The sequence below is a fragment of the Curtobacterium citreum genome, assembly GCF_006715175.1.
GTDB classification, from domain to species: domain Bacteria; phylum Actinomycetota; class Actinomycetes; order Actinomycetales; family Microbacteriaceae; genus Curtobacterium; species Curtobacterium citreum.
In genome coordinates, this window is record NZ_VFMQ01000001.1 from 1,033,648 (window position 1) to 1,048,544 (window position 14,897).

A 14,897-nucleotide genomic window follows, 5' to 3' on the forward strand; every position below is an offset into this window, starting at 1 on the left:
CACCGCGTCCAACCCCTCCAGGAGCACCCCATGAGCAGCAACCAGAACCTCCGCGTCGCCGTCGTCGGCGCCGGCATGATGGGCGCCGACCACGTCCGTCGGATCACCGCGAAGATCTCGAACGCCGACGTCGTCGCCGTCGTCGAGCCCGACCAGGTGCGCGCACAGGCCGCGGCCGCCCTCGCCCCCGGCGCGGTCACGGCCGCGTCCTTCGACGAGGCGCTCGCCGCGACCGAGATCGACGCCGTCGTGATCGCGACGCCGGGCTTCCTGCACGAGCCGATCCTGGTGACCGCGCTCGAGCGCGGGCTCACCGTGCTGTGCGAGAAGCCCCTGACGACGAGCGCCGAGGACTCGCTGCGCATCGTCGAGCTCGAGCAGCAGCACGCCGACCACCCGGTCATCCAGGTCGGCTTCATGCGCCGGTTCGACGCCGGCTACCAGGAGCTCCGGGCGCTCCGGGAGTCCGGGGCGAACGGCGCACTGCTGGCCCTGCACCACGCCCACCGCAACCCGACGACCCCGCCGAACTTCAGCGAGTCGATGCTCATCCACGACTCGGTGATCCACGAGATCGACATCATCCCCTTCCTGACCGGCGAGGCGATCACGAGCGTCGAGGTCAAGAAGCCGCGGAAGAACTCGCTCGCGCCGGCGGACCTTCCCGAGCCGCAGTTCGTGCTGTTCACCACGGAGTCGGGGACGATGGCGATCGTCGAGATCAACGTGAACGCTCAGTTCGGCTACCAGGTCACGACCGACGCGGTCTTCGAGTCCGGGGTCGCGTACATCGGCCGGGACACCTCGCAGACCATCGTGTCCGCCGGCCAGTCGTCGCAGGGCGTCACGCCGTCGTACAAGGAGCGCTTTGGTGCCGCCTACGACGAAGAGGTGCAACGCTGGGTGGACGCCGCGCGGAACGGCGGCATCGACGGGCCGAGCGCCTGGGACGGGTACACGGCGTCCGTCGTGGCCGAGGTCGCCGTGCGCGCCCAGCAGTCGGGCGCGCTCGAGACGGTCGAGTACGCGCTGACGAAGCCCGCGTTCTACGACACCGCGGCCGAGCGCGAGCCGGCGACCGCGGAGGCCTGATGCCGAAGATCGCCCTCGACCCCACTCCGTTCCACCACGACCTGTCGCTGCTGGAGTTCCCGCAGAAGGTCGCGGACCTCGGGTACGAGTACCTCCAGCTGACACCGCACAAGGACTTCATCCCGTTCTACCGGCACCCGAAGGCGGACGACGACCTCGTCGACGCGTTCGCCGCAGCGTGCCGCGACGCCGGGGTGCAGGTGGCGAGCGTCCTGCCGGTGCTCCGCTGGTCCGGCCCGGACCGCGACGCCCGCGAGGCCGCGGTGACCAAGTGGAAGCGGGTCATCGAGATCACGAAGCGGCTCGGCGTCGACACGATCAACACCGAGTTCTCCGGGCGACCGGAGCGTGCGGAGGAGTCCGAGGACGCCTTCTACCGCTCGATGGAGGAGCTCCTGCCGATCATCGAGTCGTCCGACCTGCGCGTCCTCATCGACCCGCACCCCGACGACTTCGTCGAGGACGGCCTCGAGGCCCTGCGGGTGATCCGCGGGCTCAACTCGAAGCACGTCGGCTTCGTCTACGTCGCCTGCCACACCTTCCACTACGGCGGCGACATGGACGCGATCATGGACGCCGCGGGGGACGCGCTCCAGCTCGTGCACGTCGCCGACGCGTACGACCACCGTCGCTCGCACGGCCTCCGGTACATCTCGAACCCGCCGGGGAACACCGCGCGCGTGCACCAGCACCTGCCGGTCGGACAGGCCGACGTCGACTTCGACGCCTTCTGGGCCGGGCTGGCACGCATCGGTTTCACCGACCGGGACGACACCGTCGCCGTGTCGAGCGTCTTCGCCGAGGACGAGAACGCCGACGCGGTGTCCCGCTCCCAGCTCGACGCGATCACGAAGGGACTCACCCGATGACCAGCACGCTCGAGACGGCCGCCGACCGGGCCGCCGCGGACCCCCGTCCGGTCACCCTGCAGGCCGCGACCGCCACGCCGACGGCGCTCTGGAACGACTCCGCCGACCCGCGCGAGCTGTCCACCGCGATCCACGAGTACGGCGCGGTCGGCGCCACCTGCAACCCGGTCATCGCGTTCACCTGCATCCAGCAGGACCCCGACCGGTGGGTGCCCCGCATCCGCGAGATCGCCGCGGAGCACCCGACCGCGGGGGAGTCCTGGATCGGCTGGAAGGCGGTCGAGGAGCTCTCGATCGCGGCCGCCGAGCAGCTGCTCCCGGCGTTCGAGGCCTCCGGCGGCCGCAACGGTCGCCTCAGCATGCAGACCGACCCGCGACTGCACCGTGACCGTGACGCGCTGGTGGAGCAGGCCGTCCGGTTCTCCGGGCTCGCGCCGAACATCATCGTGAAGATCCCCGCCACGAAGGTCGGGATCGCCGCGATCGAGGAGGCCGCGTACCGCGGGGTCTCGATCAACGCGACCGTGTCGTTCACGGTGCCGCAGGTGGTCGCCGTCGGTGAGGCGATCGAGCGCGCCCTGGACCGCCGGGCCGCCGACGGACTGCCGGAGCAGGAGTTCGGGCACGTCGTGACGCTCATGGCCGGCCGCTTCGACGACTGGCTGAAGACCGTCGTGGGGCGCGACCACGTGCTCGTCGACCCGGGGATCCTCGAGTGGGCCGGGGTCGCCGCCGTCAAGCAGGCGTACCGGGTGTTCCGCGAGCGCGGGTTCCGGTCGCGGGTGCTCGTCGCGGCCTTCCGGAACGCCCTGCAGTGGTCGGAGTTCCAGGGCGGGGACCTCGTCGTCTCGCCGCCGTTCCAGTGGACGAAGGACATCAACGACAACGCGTTCCCCTGGCGTCCGGACGCGATCGACGACGAGGTCCCCGCACACGTCCTCGACGCCCTGCGTGCGGCCACGCCGGAGTTCGCCCGCGGGTACGACGTCGACGGCATGACGATCGACGAGTTCGACCGCTTCGGCGCGACCGTCACGACGCTGCGGCAGTTCCTGGACGCCGACGCGAAGCTCGACGCCCTGGTGCGCGACATCGTGGTCCCGGCGGCATGACCGCGGACACGATCGGCGTCGGCCTGGTCTCGGTCGGGTGGATGGGGCGGTTGCACTCCCGCGCCTACCGCGCCCTGCCCGACCACTTCCCAGAGCTCGGTGTGCAGCCGCGGCTCGTCGTCGCGGCGGATCCCGTCGAGGCCGCCCGCGACCAGGCGCTCGAGCGGCTGGGGTACGAGCGCGCGGTCGCCGACTGGCGCGAGGTCCTCGCCGACCCCGAGGTCGACGTGGTGTCGATCTGCTCGCCGAACTTCCTGCACCGCGAGGTGGCCGTCGCCGCGGCGGAGGCGGACAAGCCGTTCTGGATCGAGAAGCCGATGGGCCGGTACGCGAGCGACTCGCGGCAGATCCACGAGGCCGTCCAACGCGCGGGCGTGATCACGAGCGTCGGCTTCAACTACCGGCACGCCCCCGCGATCCAACGGGCCCGCGAGCTCGTCCGGAGCGGTCGGCTCGGACGGATCACGAACGTCCGCGGGGCGCTCCTCGCCGACTACTCGTCCGACCCCGCAGCGCCGCTCACCTGGCGCTTCGAGCGTGAACGGGCCGGCTCCGGGGTCCTCGGCGACCTGCTGTCGCACGGCCTCGACCTGGCGCAGTACGTCGTCGGTCGGATCGCGAGCGTGACCGCCCTCGCCGAGACGTTCATCGAGACCCGTCCGCGCCCCGGGCGGGGGATCGTGGACCGGACGGCGGCGGCGACGGGTGAGCACGGCCCGGTCGAGAACGAGGACTACGCCGCCCTGCTGTTCCGCTTCGAGGACGGCGCGGTCGGCACGATGGACTCGAGCCGGGTGATGCGCGGGCCGCACGCCGAGTACGCGCTCGAGGTGTACGGGACGAAGGGGTCCGTCCGCTGGGACTTCCAACGCCTGAACGAACTCGACGTCTTCCTCGACGGACAAGAGGTGGCGGGCTACACGACGCACCTCGTCGCTCCGGGGGACGGCGAGTTCGCCCGCTTCCAGCCGGGCGCCGGGACCGCGATGGGGTACGACGACCTCAAGACGATCGAGGCCGCGCAGTTCGTCGCGAGCGTCCGCCGCGGGGAGCAGCTCGCACCGTCGGTCGCCGACGGCCTGGCGGCCGCGTCGATCGTGGAGGCGGCGGAGGCCTCGCTCGCCGACGGGGCGTGGCACGACGTGGCGCGCGTCGACGGGCCGCTCACCTACCGGGCGGCGACACCGGTGCTGGAGACGCACCGAGAAGCGGACTGAAGGCGTGGTGCAGGCTGGCACCGCGCCTCCAGTCCGTCTCGGGGAGACTTCTGGACCGGCGCTTGTTAGTATGTAATGACAAAGTCCCGAACCAGGAGGCACCATGCCGCTCGTCCGTATCGACCTCGCCACCGGCCGCACCCCCGAGCAGGTCCGCGCGATCGCCGACGCGATCCACACCGCCATCGTCTCGGAGTACGGCATCCCGGAGCGCGACCGCTTCCAGGTGATCACCGAGCACCCGGCACAGCAGATCATCGCGCAGGACGCCGGCCTCGGCTTCGAGCGCACCGAGGGCGTCGTGATCATCCAGGTCTTCACGCAGCGCGGCCGCAGCGACGAGGCGAAGCAGGGCCTCTACCGTGCCGTGCACGACCGGCTCACCGAGGCCGGCGTCGCGAGCGAGGACGTCTTCATCGGCTACGTCGAGAACGGCCCGCAGGACTGGTCGTTCGGGTTCGGCCGCGCCCAGTACGTCACCGGCGAGCTCGGCGTCCCCTCCGCGAGCTGACCCGTCCCGGCTCTGTCGGGACCGTCGCACGACCTACTTGTCGACGAGGGTGACCTCGAACGAGTAGCGGTCCGGGCGGTAGCAGTGCACGCCGTACTCCACCGCCCGGCCCGACGCGTCGTACGCCGTCCGGCTCATCGTGAGCACCGGGTCGCCGTCCTCGATCTCGAGCAGGTCGGCCTCGTCGCCGGTCGCCGCACGGGCACCGATCCGCTGCTTCGCGACCCGCATCGTCACGCCCCGGCCGCGCAGCAGCTGGTACAGGCCGTGCGCCTGCAGGTCGGTGTCGGTGATGTCGGTGAACTCCGGCGGCAGGTAGTTCTCGAGCACCGCCATCGGCACGTCCTCGGCGAACCGCACCCGGCGGATGTGGGCGACGACCGTGCCGGGGGCGACGCCGAGCGCCTCGGCCACGACGTCCGAGGCCGGCACGTCGTTCCGTTCCAGCAGCTTCGTCGTCGGCACCTGCGACCCCTGCGCCAGGTCGTCGTACAGGCTCGTCAGCTCGACCTTGCGCGTGACCGGGCCGTGCACGACCTGCGTGCCGATGCCGCGCCGACGCACGAGCAGCCCCTTGTCGACGAGGTCCTGGATCGCCCTGCGGATCGTCGGCCGCGACAGGCCCAGGCGTTCCCCGAGGGCGATCTCGTTCTCGAGCCGAGCACCGGGGGGCAGGACACCCGAGCGGATCGTCTCCTCGATGCGCGAGGCGACCTGGAAGTACAGGGGCATCGGACCCGACCGGTCCAGGTCCAGGAACAGGTCGGACGGCAGCTGGCCCTCGTTGGTCATCGCGGTCCTTCGGGAAGACGGGGTCGGCGACAGCGCCGGACGGATTGTCGTGACAATACCACCGCGCTGTGCGGCTCCTCGGCGGCCCGCTGGCGTCAGTCGGCGAAGATCATCGGGCGGTTCGACAGGCGCGGCTGCCGCGGCTGCGTCGTCGCCCGTGGCTGCTCGGCACGCGGTCGGACCGGCGCGATGTGCACGCGCGTCGCCGCCCCGAGCGCCTCGACCGTGTCGCACCCGTGCTGGCCGGCGGCGTGCACGACGATCGCGGCGCAGGCCTCGGCGTCCGCGGCCGCGTCGTGGTGCTGGAAACCGACGTACCCCGCTGCCCGGGCGGCCATCGGCAGGCGGTAGGACTCGAGCGCGTAGGTCTTGCGGGCCACCTGCAGGGAGCACAGCGAGTGGTGCTCGGCCAGCTCGGTGCCCGTGGCGGAGCACCCGCCGGCGATCACGCCCATGTCGAAGCGGGCGTTGTGCGCGACGAGGACGTCCCCCTCGGCGAAGGCCACGATGTCCGCGTACTGCTCCGCCCAGCCCTTCGCGCCGACGACGTCCGACGCGACGATGCCGTGGATGCGCGTGTTCCACTCCAGGAAGGCGTCGTGCCCGGTCGGCGGCTGGATGAACCACGACGCCCGATCGACGACCCGGCCGCCGCGGACCTTGACGAGTCCGACGGAGCAGGCGCTGGCGGGCGAGCTGTTCGCGGTCTCGAAGTCGATCGCGGTGAAGTTCAACGGCACGGGCCCGATCGTCGCACGGGGTTCCGACATCCCCCCGTCGTGCCCTCGGCGTTGCGGCCACCGGGCGGTAGCGTCCGGAGCGTGACCGCGACCACCACGCCCCCGCTCGTCCTGCTGCTGCCCGGCGCCGGCTACGGCCGTCAGGCGCCGCTGCTGTGGTGGTCGCACGCGATAGCCGCCGGGTACGGCGCCGAGGTCGTCGCGCCCACCTGGGCGGTCGACGCCGCCGCGAAGGCCGACCCGGTCGCGTTCGTCGAGGGCGCCATCGTGACTGCGCTCGACGGCCGCATGCCCGACCTGGTCGTCGCGAAGTCCTTCGGCTCGTACGCGCTCCCGTGGGCGGTCCGCCACGGCGTCGACTGCGTCTGGCTGACCCCTGTCCTCACCGACGGCACGGTGGCCGCCGCCCTCGCCGGATGCGGCTCTGGATCCCTCGCGGTCGGCGGCTCCGCCGACCCGCTCTGGGTGCCGTCCGCGGTCGGCACGACCCGTGCCGGGCTGCACACCGTCGACGGGGCCGACCACGCGCTCGAGGTGACCGGTGACTGGCGACGCTCGCAGCGCCTCCAGTCCGACGTCCTGGAACTCGTGGACCGCCGGATCCGCACCCTGGCGTCCGGAGGCGACCCGTCGTAGATTCAGCGCATGGGGGAGTCTGACGGCATCGACGAGCTGCTGGCGCGCGCCCGACGCGTCGAGGCGGAACCGCGGACCGCGCGACGCGCGGTGGGTCTCGGGACGGCGCTCGTCGCGAGCGGGGTCACCATCGCGGTGATCGTCTCGGGGACGGCGTACGGACTCTGGATCACCTTCTGGGGGCTCCTCATGTCCGCTTGGCCGTCCTGACCGACCGGCCTGGAGGATCGGGGTCGGCTCCGGCGGGCGGCCGCCGGTAGGCTGTCCTCCCGTGGCTCTCACCATCGGAATCGTCGGTCTCCCGAACGTCGGCAAGTCGACCCTGTTCAACGCCCTGACCAAGAACCAGGTCCTCGCCGCGAACTACCCCTTCGCGACGATCGAACCGAACGTCGGCGTGGTGAACCTGCCCGACCCGCGGCTCGACCAGCTCGCGACGCTCTTCGGGTCCGAGAAGACCGTGCCCGCGCCGGTGTCGTTCGTCGACATCGCCGGCATCGTCAAGGGCGCCAGCGAGGGGGAGGGGCTCGGCAACAAGTTCCTCGCGAACATCCGCGAGGCCGACGCCATCGCGCAGGTCGTCCGCGGCTTCACCGACGACGACGTCGTGCACGTGGCGAACAAGGTCTCGCCGAAGGACGACCTCGAGGTCATCAACACCGAGCTGATCCTCGCCGACCTCGAGACCATCGAGAAGGCGCTGCCCCGGTACGAGAAGATCGTCAAGCTCAAGCAGGCCGAGCCGATCGTGCTCGAGACCGCGCGCGCCGCGAAGGAGATCCTCGAGCAGGGCACGCTGCTGTCCGCCGCGACGATCGACCTCGCGCCGATCGCCGAACTCGGGCTGCTCTCGGCCAAGCCGTTCATCTTCGTCTTCAACGTCGACGAGGCGATCCTGACCGACGAGTCCCGCAAGGCCGAGCTCGCCGCGCTCGTCGCCCCCGCGCAGGCCGTGTTCCTCGACGCCCAGGTCGAGTCGGAGCTGATCGACCTCGACCCCGCCGACGCCGCCGAGCTGCTGGAGTCCACCGGGCAGACCGAGTCCGGGCTCGACCAGCTCGCGCGCATCGGCTTCGACACCCTCGGGCTGCAGACCTACCTGACGGCCGGGCCGAAGGAGTCGCGGGCGTGGACGATCGGCAAGGGGTGGAAGGCGCCCCAGGCTGCCGGCGTGATCCACACCGACTTCGAGAAGGGCTTCATCAAGGCCGAGGTCATCTCGTTCGAGGACCTCATGGCGACCGGCTCGATCGCCGAGGCGCGCGCTGCCGGCAAGGCCCGGATCGAGGGCAAGGACTACGTCATGCAGGACGGCGACGTGGTGGAGTTCCGCTTCAACAACTGATCGAGCGGGCGACCTGGGTGCGGTTGCGCGGGGTCAGACCGTCTCGAGCGCGTCCAGGTCCCACACCGGCGGCACGTACGCGCGTGACCACCCCTCGCGCAGCCGGGTGACCGCCCGGTCGAACGACTCGAGCAGGTCCATCTCCGGCCGGACCATCGACTGCAGCTGCAGTCCCTCGTAGGTCGCGAGCAGCTGCTCGGCGCCCCGCGCCGGCTCCATGGTGTCCGGCTCGCGCCCGACCTCGACGTCGTGCTGCAGCGCCTGCTGCACGAACGCGTGGAAGCGCCGCCACCGCACGTACAGCATCGGTGCGAGCGGGTGGTGCGGCGTCGCGGCGATGTTGAGCGTGGACGTCAGGAAGCGCATGAGCGACGGATCGGCCACGTTCGCTCCGACGATCGCGCGCAGGAACACGACGGTGCCGCTGCGCTCCGCGATCGGCATGAGCGGCAGGGTCCGCTGCTCGTTCCACTGGTCGATCGTCGCGAGCAGGAGCCCGTCCCACGTGGGGAACACCTCGGTCACGATGTCGATCGGGTGACCGGACTCCGTCGCGACGTGCTCGAACGCGACCTCGTGCAGGGCGCGGACGCGGAGCACGCGGATCATCGCCCCGACCACCTCGACTCGGAGGCGCGCGGCAGCATCGGCGGGGGCGACGGGGAGCATGTCACCAGTCCACCCGGTGTCCGTCCGGGGAGCTACCCCCAGAACAGGCCGTGCCCGAGTGGGGGACGAACCTGGGGACGCCCGGAAGTGGGGGCGTTGGATGGTGGCATGAAGTACGTGGTCTACGGAGACAACCGGGTGATGACCGGCACTGCGATCGCCGAAGCGGTGCTCGCCTACGCCGCTGCGCTCGGTGAGAACGGGACGACGGACATCGTCGAGATCCCGAGTGCCGACGCCGAGGGGTTCAGCACGACCGCTGAGGTCCTGCTCGGCCCGGCGTCGCAGATCATGGTCGAGGACGCACCCGACGACGAGCTCGAGCCGGAGGACGAGGACCTGGTCAACGAGCTGGTCCGTCGTACGGCTGCGGTCGGTGGGGGACGCTTCGCCGACGCCGCCTCGTCGCACTCCGACGAGCCCGAGGCGCGGAAGCTCCGCACGCAGCCGCCCACCCCCTGACCTGCCCCGGCGGGCGCCGTTCCGCTACGGTGTCGCCATGTCGTACGTCGTCGACTTCGTCACCGTCTCCACCGCGGGCCTGGAGTCCTCACCGCACGCCGAGGCCCTCGCCGGACTCCGGGCGAACGAGGCGCGGTACTTCCGGAACAAGTACGACCACGTGTTCACGACGGAGCCGGCGGCAGAGGTTCCCGAGCTCGTCGAGTACGTCGCCCGGATCCTGCGCGAGGAGCGGAGCATCGAGATCTCGTCGCCCGTGCTCGAGGCGACGCAGTTCGAGGTCGAGGGACTCCGGTGGACCTACGTGTTCCACGAGTCGGGCCTGTCGATCAACGTCCTCTACGCTCTCGAGCCCGGCGGGAAACGGGCGGTCGGCTTCAAGCTCTCCGACGGCATGGACGAGCCCGAGGAATTGAGCGCGTTCAAGTTCGCGCGGCAGCGGTCGAAGCTCGCCGGGACGATCCGCGGCTCGTACTTCGTCATCAAGAACGAGTACTGACCCGACGTCAGCCGACGACCGCCAGGATGACGGCCGGGATTCGGTGCTCCACGACGTCCCAGACGATCTCTTTCCTCGCGCGTCGGTCGTCGTGCGACAAGATGTTCCGAGTCCGGCGCACCGCTGCCAGCGAGAGATCTGCCGGGAGCATCGCGAGCCGGTCGTCCGGAAGGCGTCCCAGCAGATCATCGAAGTGGATGACGACGGCTTCGGCGGCGCGGTAGGTCAGGCTGCGTGCTTCGTCGAACTCCGAGCGGCCGCGGTCGACGATCATGGAACACTCCGCGAGCAGGTCCAACAGGCCGTCGCGGACGGCGGGCCAGCGATTCAGGTCCGCCGTGTGCGGATCTCGCGGACGCGGACGGAACCGTTCGTCGCTCACAACGGCACCGCCTCGTCGAGCACGTGCCGGAACGCGTCGTCACCGTCGAGGTCGTCGGTGAGCAGGTCGGTCGTGAATCCGGTGATCGTCTCGACCTCGTGGGCGAACCCACCGAGATCGAACAACGAGGCGTCCGGGGTCAGGGACACGAGCAGGTCGATGTCGCTGTCCTCGTGGTCCTGACCGCGCACAGCAGAGCCGAACACGCGGACGTTCGTGAGGTGGTGCCGTTCAGCGGCGCGCAGGATGTCGTCCGCGTACACCGCGAGCGGGATGCTCGGACGGACGCGGGCGGCGCGCAGCAGTCGTGCCAGCGTCTCACCGCGGGGTTGCTTGCGGCCACTCTCGTACGCGGAGATGGTCGGCTGCTGCATCCCGGCAGCCGAGGCGAGCGCGCTCTGCGACATGCCGACGTCCTCGCGCGCGGCACGCAGGAGGTCAGCGGCCCGATCGATGCGCATGGTGCGTCCCCATAGACCCGGACTATACCGGTCCCCGCTGGCCAGGGAACGCAGAGTCCGAACGGCCTCGCACACCGCCCACCTAGCGTCGACGGGGACAGAGCGGGAGGGCACGTGAAGTACATCCACTACGACGCCAACCTGATCCTGACGGGGGACCTGATCGCCGACGCGGTCGTCGACTACGCAGCAGTGCTCGGCGCGAACGCCCGGACGGACGCGATCACGGTGCCGATCGTCGGCGACGACGGTTCGGTTTCCACCGCCCTCGTGCTCATCGGGCCGGCGAGTGAGCTCACGGTCACCGTGGCGCCGGACGACGAACTCGAGCCCGAGGACCCGGCGTTCATCCGTCGGCTCCGCGACGCCGCTCGGCGCGCTGGCCCCGCGGTCCCGGTGAACGCCGACGGCCGTGCGCACTTCCGCGGCGCCGACGACCGCTGACCGGGAGCCAGACGCGCGCAGCCCGCTCGATGGAGCAGAAGACGTCGGGCGTCCCGCCGGCACTCGACGGTTGCTGCTCCATCGACGGACGGCCGAGCCGACGGGCAGGCGGACAGGCCGCCGGAGGGGGGGAAAGACCACCGGGGCACCGAGCCCCGACACGACGAACGCCGCCGGCACGGAGCCGGCGGCGTTCGGTGTCGAGCGGGTGCGGTCAGGCCGCGAGGGCCAGTTCGCCCTGGTGGACGGACCCGGCGAGCAGGATGGTCCGGCTCGCCTCGCCCCGCCAGGAGCGTCCGGGGACGGTCCAGGCGGCCTCGCCGTCGACGGCCACGCGGGCGTCACGGGTGACGAAGGTCCGGAGGTCGTCGGCCGGGATGCGGACGAGGTACTCGCGCTGCGAGCGGTCCTCGCGCACCGGGAACTCGGCGATGCGGTCGGGGGTGATCACGGGCGCCGCGAGTGCGGTCCCGGAGATGGAGATGCGGTCGATGGTGCTGGTCATGGTGGTGCGGTACTTCCTGGTCGTTCGGCGCCAGGGGCTCCCGGTGTCGGCGCGGACATCCCAGTCCGGCCCGACGCATCGGGGCGTGGCGCGCACGTCGTGTCTCGACGTGCAGCTCGTCCGTTCGGATCGAGCGGTGGTCTCGGTGGAATGCGATCCGGCGGATCGGTGTCGAGACGGTTCGGTGTGCGCGAGTCAGATGGGTTCGCTGCAGTGCACCAACAAGAAACTATACGTCAGGTGGTGCGGAACGTCCAGCAAGATCCCACGACCGCGCTCGGTGGGCACGACGTAACGCCGACGAAACGCCCCGCGCCCGTCCGCGAAACAGCACGTCGTTAGCGTGCGGATCACTGAGTACCCGCTCAGTCATCCCGCACCCGAAGGGCCTGCCTGCATGCAGCACCGAACCCTCCGGTGTCCCCGCGCCACGGTCGTCTCCGCGACGATCGCCGCTGCCGGGGCCATCGGCCTCAGCCTCCTCGTCGCCGCACCGGCGTCGGCGGCTCCGACCGCGTCCACCGTCCGCGTCGCGGCTCCGACGGCCGCGACCGTCGGCCAGCCGTTCGACCTCGACGTCACGATCCCGGCCGCCACGGACGTCTACGCGTACGAGATCACCCTCGACGCCGACCCCGACGCGGTGTCGCTCGTCGACGACAGCGTCACCGGCCCGGACGGCGGCTTCGACCGCGCCGACCAGGACGCCGACGCGATCATGATCGTGCACACGCGGCTCGGCACCTCGCCGGCGCTGAACGGTGACCTCGACGCCGAGGTGTCCCTCACGCCCGAGGCCGCCGGCGAGACGACCCTCACGGTCACGCGCCTCGTGCTCGTCGGCTCGGACGGGTCGACCACGACCCTCGCCGACCCGGCCTCCGCCACGGTCGCCGTCGCCGGACCCTCGCCCAGCACGCCCCCGACGAGCGGCCCGACCGCCGGTGCCGACCCCACCGGCACCCCGACCAGCGAGCCGTCCGGCAGCGCCACGACGCCTGCCGGGGTCACGCCCGTCGGTACCGACGGCGGCCGACCGACCGGCGGCGCGCTGGCCTGGACCGGCGCCGACGTCCTGCCGTGGGCGGCCGCGTCGCTGGCACTCCTCGGCCTCGGTGCCGCCCTGTTCACCGTGCGCGCCCGTCGTGCACGCCGCGAGCGCGAGGGAGCCGCCGCATGACCACCACCGACAGCAAGCAGGCAGCCACCACCGACAGCAAGCGGGCAGCCACCGTCGGCAGCAAGCAGGCAGCACGGACCTCCCGGACGCGCACCGCCGCGTCCGGCGTCGCCCTGATCGCCCTCGTCGGCACGGCGCTCGCCGCCGCGCCCGCCCTCACCGCCACCGCCGCGCCGACGGTCGATGCGAGCCCCGCCGCGATGCTCGCGCCGTACTACACGCAGCTCGACCTGACCGGCGACGACCAGGTCACCCGTGACGACGTGGCACTCCTCACCGCCCACCTCGGTGCGACGAGCAGCACCGACCCCGACTGGTCGACGGTCGCGGCGGCGGACACCGACCAGGACGGCACGATCACCGTCGCCGACGTCGCCGCGCTCTCGCAGCGGATGATCTACGACGACGGCCCGTTCCAGCTCGTCGAGGCGTCGACGATCGACATGCAGGCCGCGATGAACGCCGGGGTCACCACCTCGGCCGCCATCACGCAGGAGTACCTCGACCGGATCGCCGCCTACGACCGCACCAAGGTCGACCCGGCGTCGATCGGCCGCCCGCTCAACTCGATCATCACGACGAACGCCGCCGCGCTGACCGCCGCGAAGGCCGCCGACGCCGAGCGTGCCGCGCACGGCATGACGAGCATGCTCCTCGGGGTCCCGATCGCCGTGAAGGACAACTACGACACCAAGGACATGCCGACCACCGGTGGCTGCGGCTGCTGGGACGGCAACCAGACCACCACCGACGCGACCATGGTCGCCGGGCTCCGGGACGCCGGCGCGGTGATCCTCGCGAAGGCCAGCCTGGACGAGTTCGCCTACGGCTTCGTGTCGGAGTTCTCGGCCGGCCAGCCGGCTGGCTCCTCGCTCCTCGTCGCGAGCCCGTACGTCACCGCGCAGAGCGCCGGTGGCTCGAGCGGCGGCACCGGCGCGGCGATCGCGGCGAACCTCGCCGGCATCGGGTTCGGCACCGACACCGGCGGATCGATCCGCATCCCATCGACCTACAACCAGCTGGTCGGCATCCGCCCGACCGTCGGCCTGACCAGCCGCGACGGGATCATCCCGCTCGCGCTGTCGCAGGACACCGGCGGGCCGATCGCCCGCTCCGTGACCGACGCCGCGGTGGCCCTCGACGCCGTCACGGGCGTGGACGCCGCCGACCCGGCGACGAGCGCGCAGGTCGGCAAGGTGCCCACGTCGTACACCGCGTCGCTCGACCCGACCGCGCTGCAGGGCGCCCGGATCGGCTACGTCACGAGCATGGTCGGCACGAACGCGACGACGAAGCGACTCTTCGACCAGTCGGTCGCCGAGCTGCAGGCCGCCGGCGCGACCGTCGTCCCGATCACCGCGACGACGGGCTTCAACCGCGTACTCTCCGAGGGGAGCGGCAGCACGAACGAGTTCGGGCACGACCTGGACGAGTACGTGGCGAAGCACCTCGACCCCGACGTGAGTGCGCGGTCGCTGCAGGGCATCCTCGACTCCGGCAGGTACGTCCCGAGCCGGAAGGCGACCTACGAGTCGCGGAACGCGGTCACCGACGCGCAGTACCAGGCGTGGGCGGGTCCGAGCGGTTCGCACACGACGCAGCTCGCGACCGGCAAGCAGCTCGTCACGCAGATGCTGCAGGACCAGGACCTCGACGCCCTCGTGTACCCGTCCGGGACGCCGTACGGCACCCAGTCGACGAACATGCGGCTCAGCCCGAACACCGGCATGCCGGCGATCACCGTTCCGATGGGCCAGGCCACGGCAGCGGACGGCACCGTCACCGGCGGCGGCGTGAACCTCGAGTTCCTCGGCCGTTCGTTCGACGAGGCCACGGTCATCGGACTCGGCTACGCCTTCGAGCAGGCGACGCACGCGCGCACCACACCGGCCCTCTACGGGCCGGTCGGCTGACCGGGAGCGGCCGTCGGTCGGTCGCGACGCGACCCCACACCGGACGGGAGGCGCGGCACCAGCTGGTG

At 71.5% G+C, this 14,897-nt stretch carries 19 protein-coding genes; 13 read left to right on the top strand and 6 right to left on the bottom strand.

Annotated features, from left to right (window positions below):
- Positions 1-30 precede the first annotated feature (30 nt).
- From FB462_RS05030 to FB462_RS05050, 5 genes are all read left to right on the top strand, one after another.
- Entirely contained in the window at positions 31-1,092 is a 1,062-nt protein-coding gene (locus tag FB462_RS05030) for a Gfo/Idh/MocA family protein (protein ID WP_141860535.1), read from the top strand.
- Positions 1,092-1,961 (top strand): sugar phosphate isomerase/epimerase family protein, encoded by an 870-nt coding sequence (locus tag FB462_RS05035; protein ID WP_141860538.1) that lies wholly within the window; start codon positions 1,092-1,094, stop codon positions 1,959-1,961. The genes FB462_RS05030 and FB462_RS05035 overlap by 1 nt, the downstream gene beginning before the upstream one ends.
- Complete coding sequence (locus FB462_RS05040; RefSeq protein WP_141860540.1) at positions 1,958-3,073, top strand: transaldolase family protein; 1,116 nt, start codon at positions 1,958-1,960, stop codon at positions 3,071-3,073. Before FB462_RS05035 ends, FB462_RS05040 begins: the two co-directional genes overlap by 4 nt.
- Positions 3,070-4,290 carry a Gfo/Idh/MocA family protein gene (locus tag FB462_RS05045; protein WP_141860542.1) on the top strand — a complete coding sequence of 407 codons (1,221 nt, stop codon included), beginning with the start codon at positions 3,070-3,072 and terminating at the stop codon, positions 4,288-4,290. Before FB462_RS05040 ends, FB462_RS05045 begins: the two co-directional genes overlap by 4 nt.
- 103 nt (positions 4,291-4,393) lie before the next feature.
- Positions 4,394-4,801 (top strand): tautomerase family protein, encoded by a 408-nt coding sequence (locus tag FB462_RS05050; RefSeq protein ID WP_058741741.1) that lies wholly within the window; start codon positions 4,394-4,396, stop codon positions 4,799-4,801.
- Positions 4,802-4,834: 33 nt separating this feature from the next.
- Here FB462_RS05050 and FB462_RS05055 read toward each other — a convergent pair whose 3' ends face one another.
- Together FB462_RS05055 and FB462_RS05060 are read right to left on the bottom strand one after the other, a co-directional pair.
- Positions 4,835-5,593: a GntR family transcriptional regulator gene (locus FB462_RS05055; protein ID WP_058741740.1), complete on the bottom strand. Its 759-nt coding sequence runs from the start codon at positions 5,591-5,593 to the stop codon at positions 4,835-4,837.
- Between the two features lie 95 nt (positions 5,594-5,688).
- Positions 5,689-6,363 (bottom strand): exonuclease domain-containing protein, encoded by a 675-nt coding sequence (locus tag FB462_RS05060; RefSeq protein WP_058741739.1) that lies wholly within the window; start codon positions 6,361-6,363, stop codon positions 5,689-5,691.
- 51 nt (positions 6,364-6,414) lie between these two features.
- Here FB462_RS05060 and FB462_RS05065 point away from each other — a divergent pair, with 51 nt between their 5' ends.
- The 3 genes from FB462_RS05065 (at position 6,415) to ychF (ending at position 8,314) form a co-directional block, all read left to right on the top strand.
- Positions 6,415-6,969 carry a hypothetical protein gene (locus tag FB462_RS05065; protein WP_141860544.1) on the top strand — a complete coding sequence of 185 codons (555 nt, stop codon included), beginning with the start codon at positions 6,415-6,417 and terminating at the stop codon, positions 6,967-6,969.
- A gap of 9 nt (positions 6,970-6,978) precedes the next feature.
- Complete coding sequence (locus tag FB462_RS05070) at positions 6,979-7,179, top strand: hypothetical protein (RefSeq protein ID WP_058741738.1); 201 nt, start codon at positions 6,979-6,981, stop codon at positions 7,177-7,179.
- Positions 7,180-7,240: 61 nt separating this feature from the next.
- Entirely contained in the window at positions 7,241-8,314 is a 1,074-nt protein-coding gene (gene ychF, locus FB462_RS05075) for a redox-regulated ATPase YchF (RefSeq protein WP_114848934.1), read from the top strand.
- A gap of 33 nt (positions 8,315-8,347) precedes the next feature.
- On the opposite strand, the gene FB462_RS05080 is transcribed toward ychF, so the two are convergent.
- A complete protein-coding gene (locus tag FB462_RS05080; RefSeq protein WP_058742760.1) occupies positions 8,348-8,983 on the bottom strand; it encodes a TetR family transcriptional regulator C-terminal domain-containing protein in 636 nt (211 codons plus the stop codon).
- Between the two features lie 108 nt (positions 8,984-9,091).
- Between FB462_RS05080 and FB462_RS05085 the strand changes: the two genes are divergently transcribed.
- Together FB462_RS05085 and FB462_RS05090 are read left to right on the top strand one after the other, a co-directional pair.
- Entirely contained in the window at positions 9,092-9,445 is a 354-nt protein-coding gene (locus FB462_RS05085) for a hypothetical protein (RefSeq protein WP_058742759.1), read from the top strand.
- Positions 9,446-9,482: 37 nt separating this feature from the next.
- Positions 9,483-9,944, top strand: coding sequence for a phage tail protein (locus FB462_RS05090; RefSeq protein ID WP_141860546.1), 462 nt, complete (start codon positions 9,483-9,485; stop codon positions 9,942-9,944).
- Between the two features lie 7 nt (positions 9,945-9,951).
- Here the strand turns inward: FB462_RS05090 and FB462_RS05095 are convergent, their stop codons facing one another.
- Both FB462_RS05095 and FB462_RS05100 read right to left on the bottom strand, forming a co-directional pair.
- Positions 9,952-10,326 carry a ribonuclease HepT family protein gene (locus tag FB462_RS05095; protein ID WP_141860548.1) on the bottom strand — a complete coding sequence of 125 codons (375 nt, stop codon included), beginning with the start codon at positions 10,324-10,326 and terminating at the stop codon, positions 9,952-9,954.
- Entirely contained in the window at positions 10,323-10,787 is a 465-nt protein-coding gene (locus FB462_RS05100) for a helix-turn-helix domain-containing protein (protein WP_141860551.1), read from the bottom strand. Before FB462_RS05100 ends, FB462_RS05095 begins: the two co-directional genes overlap by 4 nt.
- A 114-nt stretch (positions 10,788-10,901) precedes the next feature.
- Here FB462_RS05100 and FB462_RS05105 point away from each other — a divergent pair, with 114 nt between their 5' ends.
- On the top strand, positions 10,902-11,231 hold the full coding sequence (locus FB462_RS05105; RefSeq protein ID WP_058742755.1) for a hypothetical protein: 330 nt from the start codon (positions 10,902-10,904) through the stop codon (positions 11,229-11,231).
- A 214-nt stretch (positions 11,232-11,445) separates the two neighbouring features.
- Here FB462_RS05105 and FB462_RS05110 read toward each other — a convergent pair whose 3' ends face one another.
- Positions 11,446-11,736 carry a hypothetical protein gene (locus FB462_RS05110; RefSeq protein WP_141860553.1) on the bottom strand — a complete coding sequence of 97 codons (291 nt, stop codon included), beginning with the start codon at positions 11,734-11,736 and terminating at the stop codon, positions 11,446-11,448.
- 397 nt (positions 11,737-12,133) lie between these two features.
- On the opposite strand from FB462_RS05110, the gene FB462_RS05115 reads away from it, so the two are divergent.
- Positions 12,134-12,916 (top strand): cohesin domain-containing protein, encoded by a 783-nt coding sequence (locus FB462_RS05115; RefSeq protein WP_141860555.1) that lies wholly within the window; start codon positions 12,134-12,136, stop codon positions 12,914-12,916.
- Positions 12,913-14,829 (top strand): amidase family protein, encoded by a 1,917-nt coding sequence (locus FB462_RS05120; protein ID WP_229666761.1) that lies wholly within the window; start codon positions 12,913-12,915, stop codon positions 14,827-14,829. The genes FB462_RS05115 and FB462_RS05120 overlap by 4 nt, the downstream gene beginning before the upstream one ends.
- The last annotated feature ends 68 nt before the right edge of the window (positions 14,830-14,897 follow it).

What these genes read in the sequence shown, in the direction of transcription:
- FB462_RS05030 (WP_141860535.1), top strand. Translation starts at nt 31, where the DNA reads ATGAGCAGCAACCAGAACCTCCGCGTCGCCGTCGTCGGCGCCGGCATG.
- FB462_RS05035 (WP_141860538.1), top strand. Translation starts at nt 1,092, where the DNA reads ATGCCGAAGATCGCCCTCGACCCCACTCCGTTCCACCACGACCTGTCG.
- FB462_RS05040 (WP_141860540.1), top strand. Translation starts at nt 1,958, where the DNA reads ATGACCAGCACGCTCGAGACGGCCGCCGACCGGGCCGCCGCGGACCCC.
- FB462_RS05045 (WP_141860542.1), top strand. Translation starts at nt 3,070, where the DNA reads ATGACCGCGGACACGATCGGCGTCGGCCTGGTCTCGGTCGGGTGGATG.
- FB462_RS05050 (WP_058741741.1), top strand. Translation starts at nt 4,394, where the DNA reads ATGCCGCTCGTCCGTATCGACCTCGCCACCGGCCGCACCCCCGAGCAG.
- FB462_RS05055 (WP_058741740.1), bottom strand. Translation starts at nt 5,593, where the DNA reads ATGACCAACGAGGGCCAGCTGCCGTCCGACCTGTTCCTGGACCTGGAC.
- FB462_RS05060 (WP_058741739.1), bottom strand. Translation starts at nt 6,363, where the DNA reads ATGTCGGAACCCCGTGCGACGATCGGGCCCGTGCCGTTGAACTTCACC.
- FB462_RS05070 (WP_058741738.1), top strand. Translation starts at nt 6,979, where the DNA reads ATGGGGGAGTCTGACGGCATCGACGAGCTGCTGGCGCGCGCCCGACGC.
- FB462_RS05080 (WP_058742760.1), bottom strand. Translation starts at nt 8,983, where the DNA reads ATGCTCCCCGTCGCCCCCGCCGATGCTGCCGCGCGCCTCCGAGTCGAG.
- FB462_RS05085 (WP_058742759.1), top strand. Translation starts at nt 9,092, where the DNA reads ATGAAGTACGTGGTCTACGGAGACAACCGGGTGATGACCGGCACTGCG.
- FB462_RS05090 (WP_141860546.1), top strand. Translation starts at nt 9,483, where the DNA reads ATGTCGTACGTCGTCGACTTCGTCACCGTCTCCACCGCGGGCCTGGAG.
- FB462_RS05100 (WP_141860551.1), bottom strand. Translation starts at nt 10,787, where the DNA reads ATGCGCATCGATCGGGCCGCTGACCTCCTGCGTGCCGCGCGCGAGGAC.
- FB462_RS05110 (WP_141860553.1), bottom strand. Translation starts at nt 11,736, where the DNA reads ATGACCAGCACCATCGACCGCATCTCCATCTCCGGGACCGCACTCGCG.
- FB462_RS05115 (WP_141860555.1), top strand. Translation starts at nt 12,134, where the DNA reads ATGCAGCACCGAACCCTCCGGTGTCCCCGCGCCACGGTCGTCTCCGCG.
- FB462_RS05120 (WP_229666761.1), top strand. Translation starts at nt 12,913, where the DNA reads ATGACCACCACCGACAGCAAGCAGGCAGCCACCACCGACAGCAAGCGG.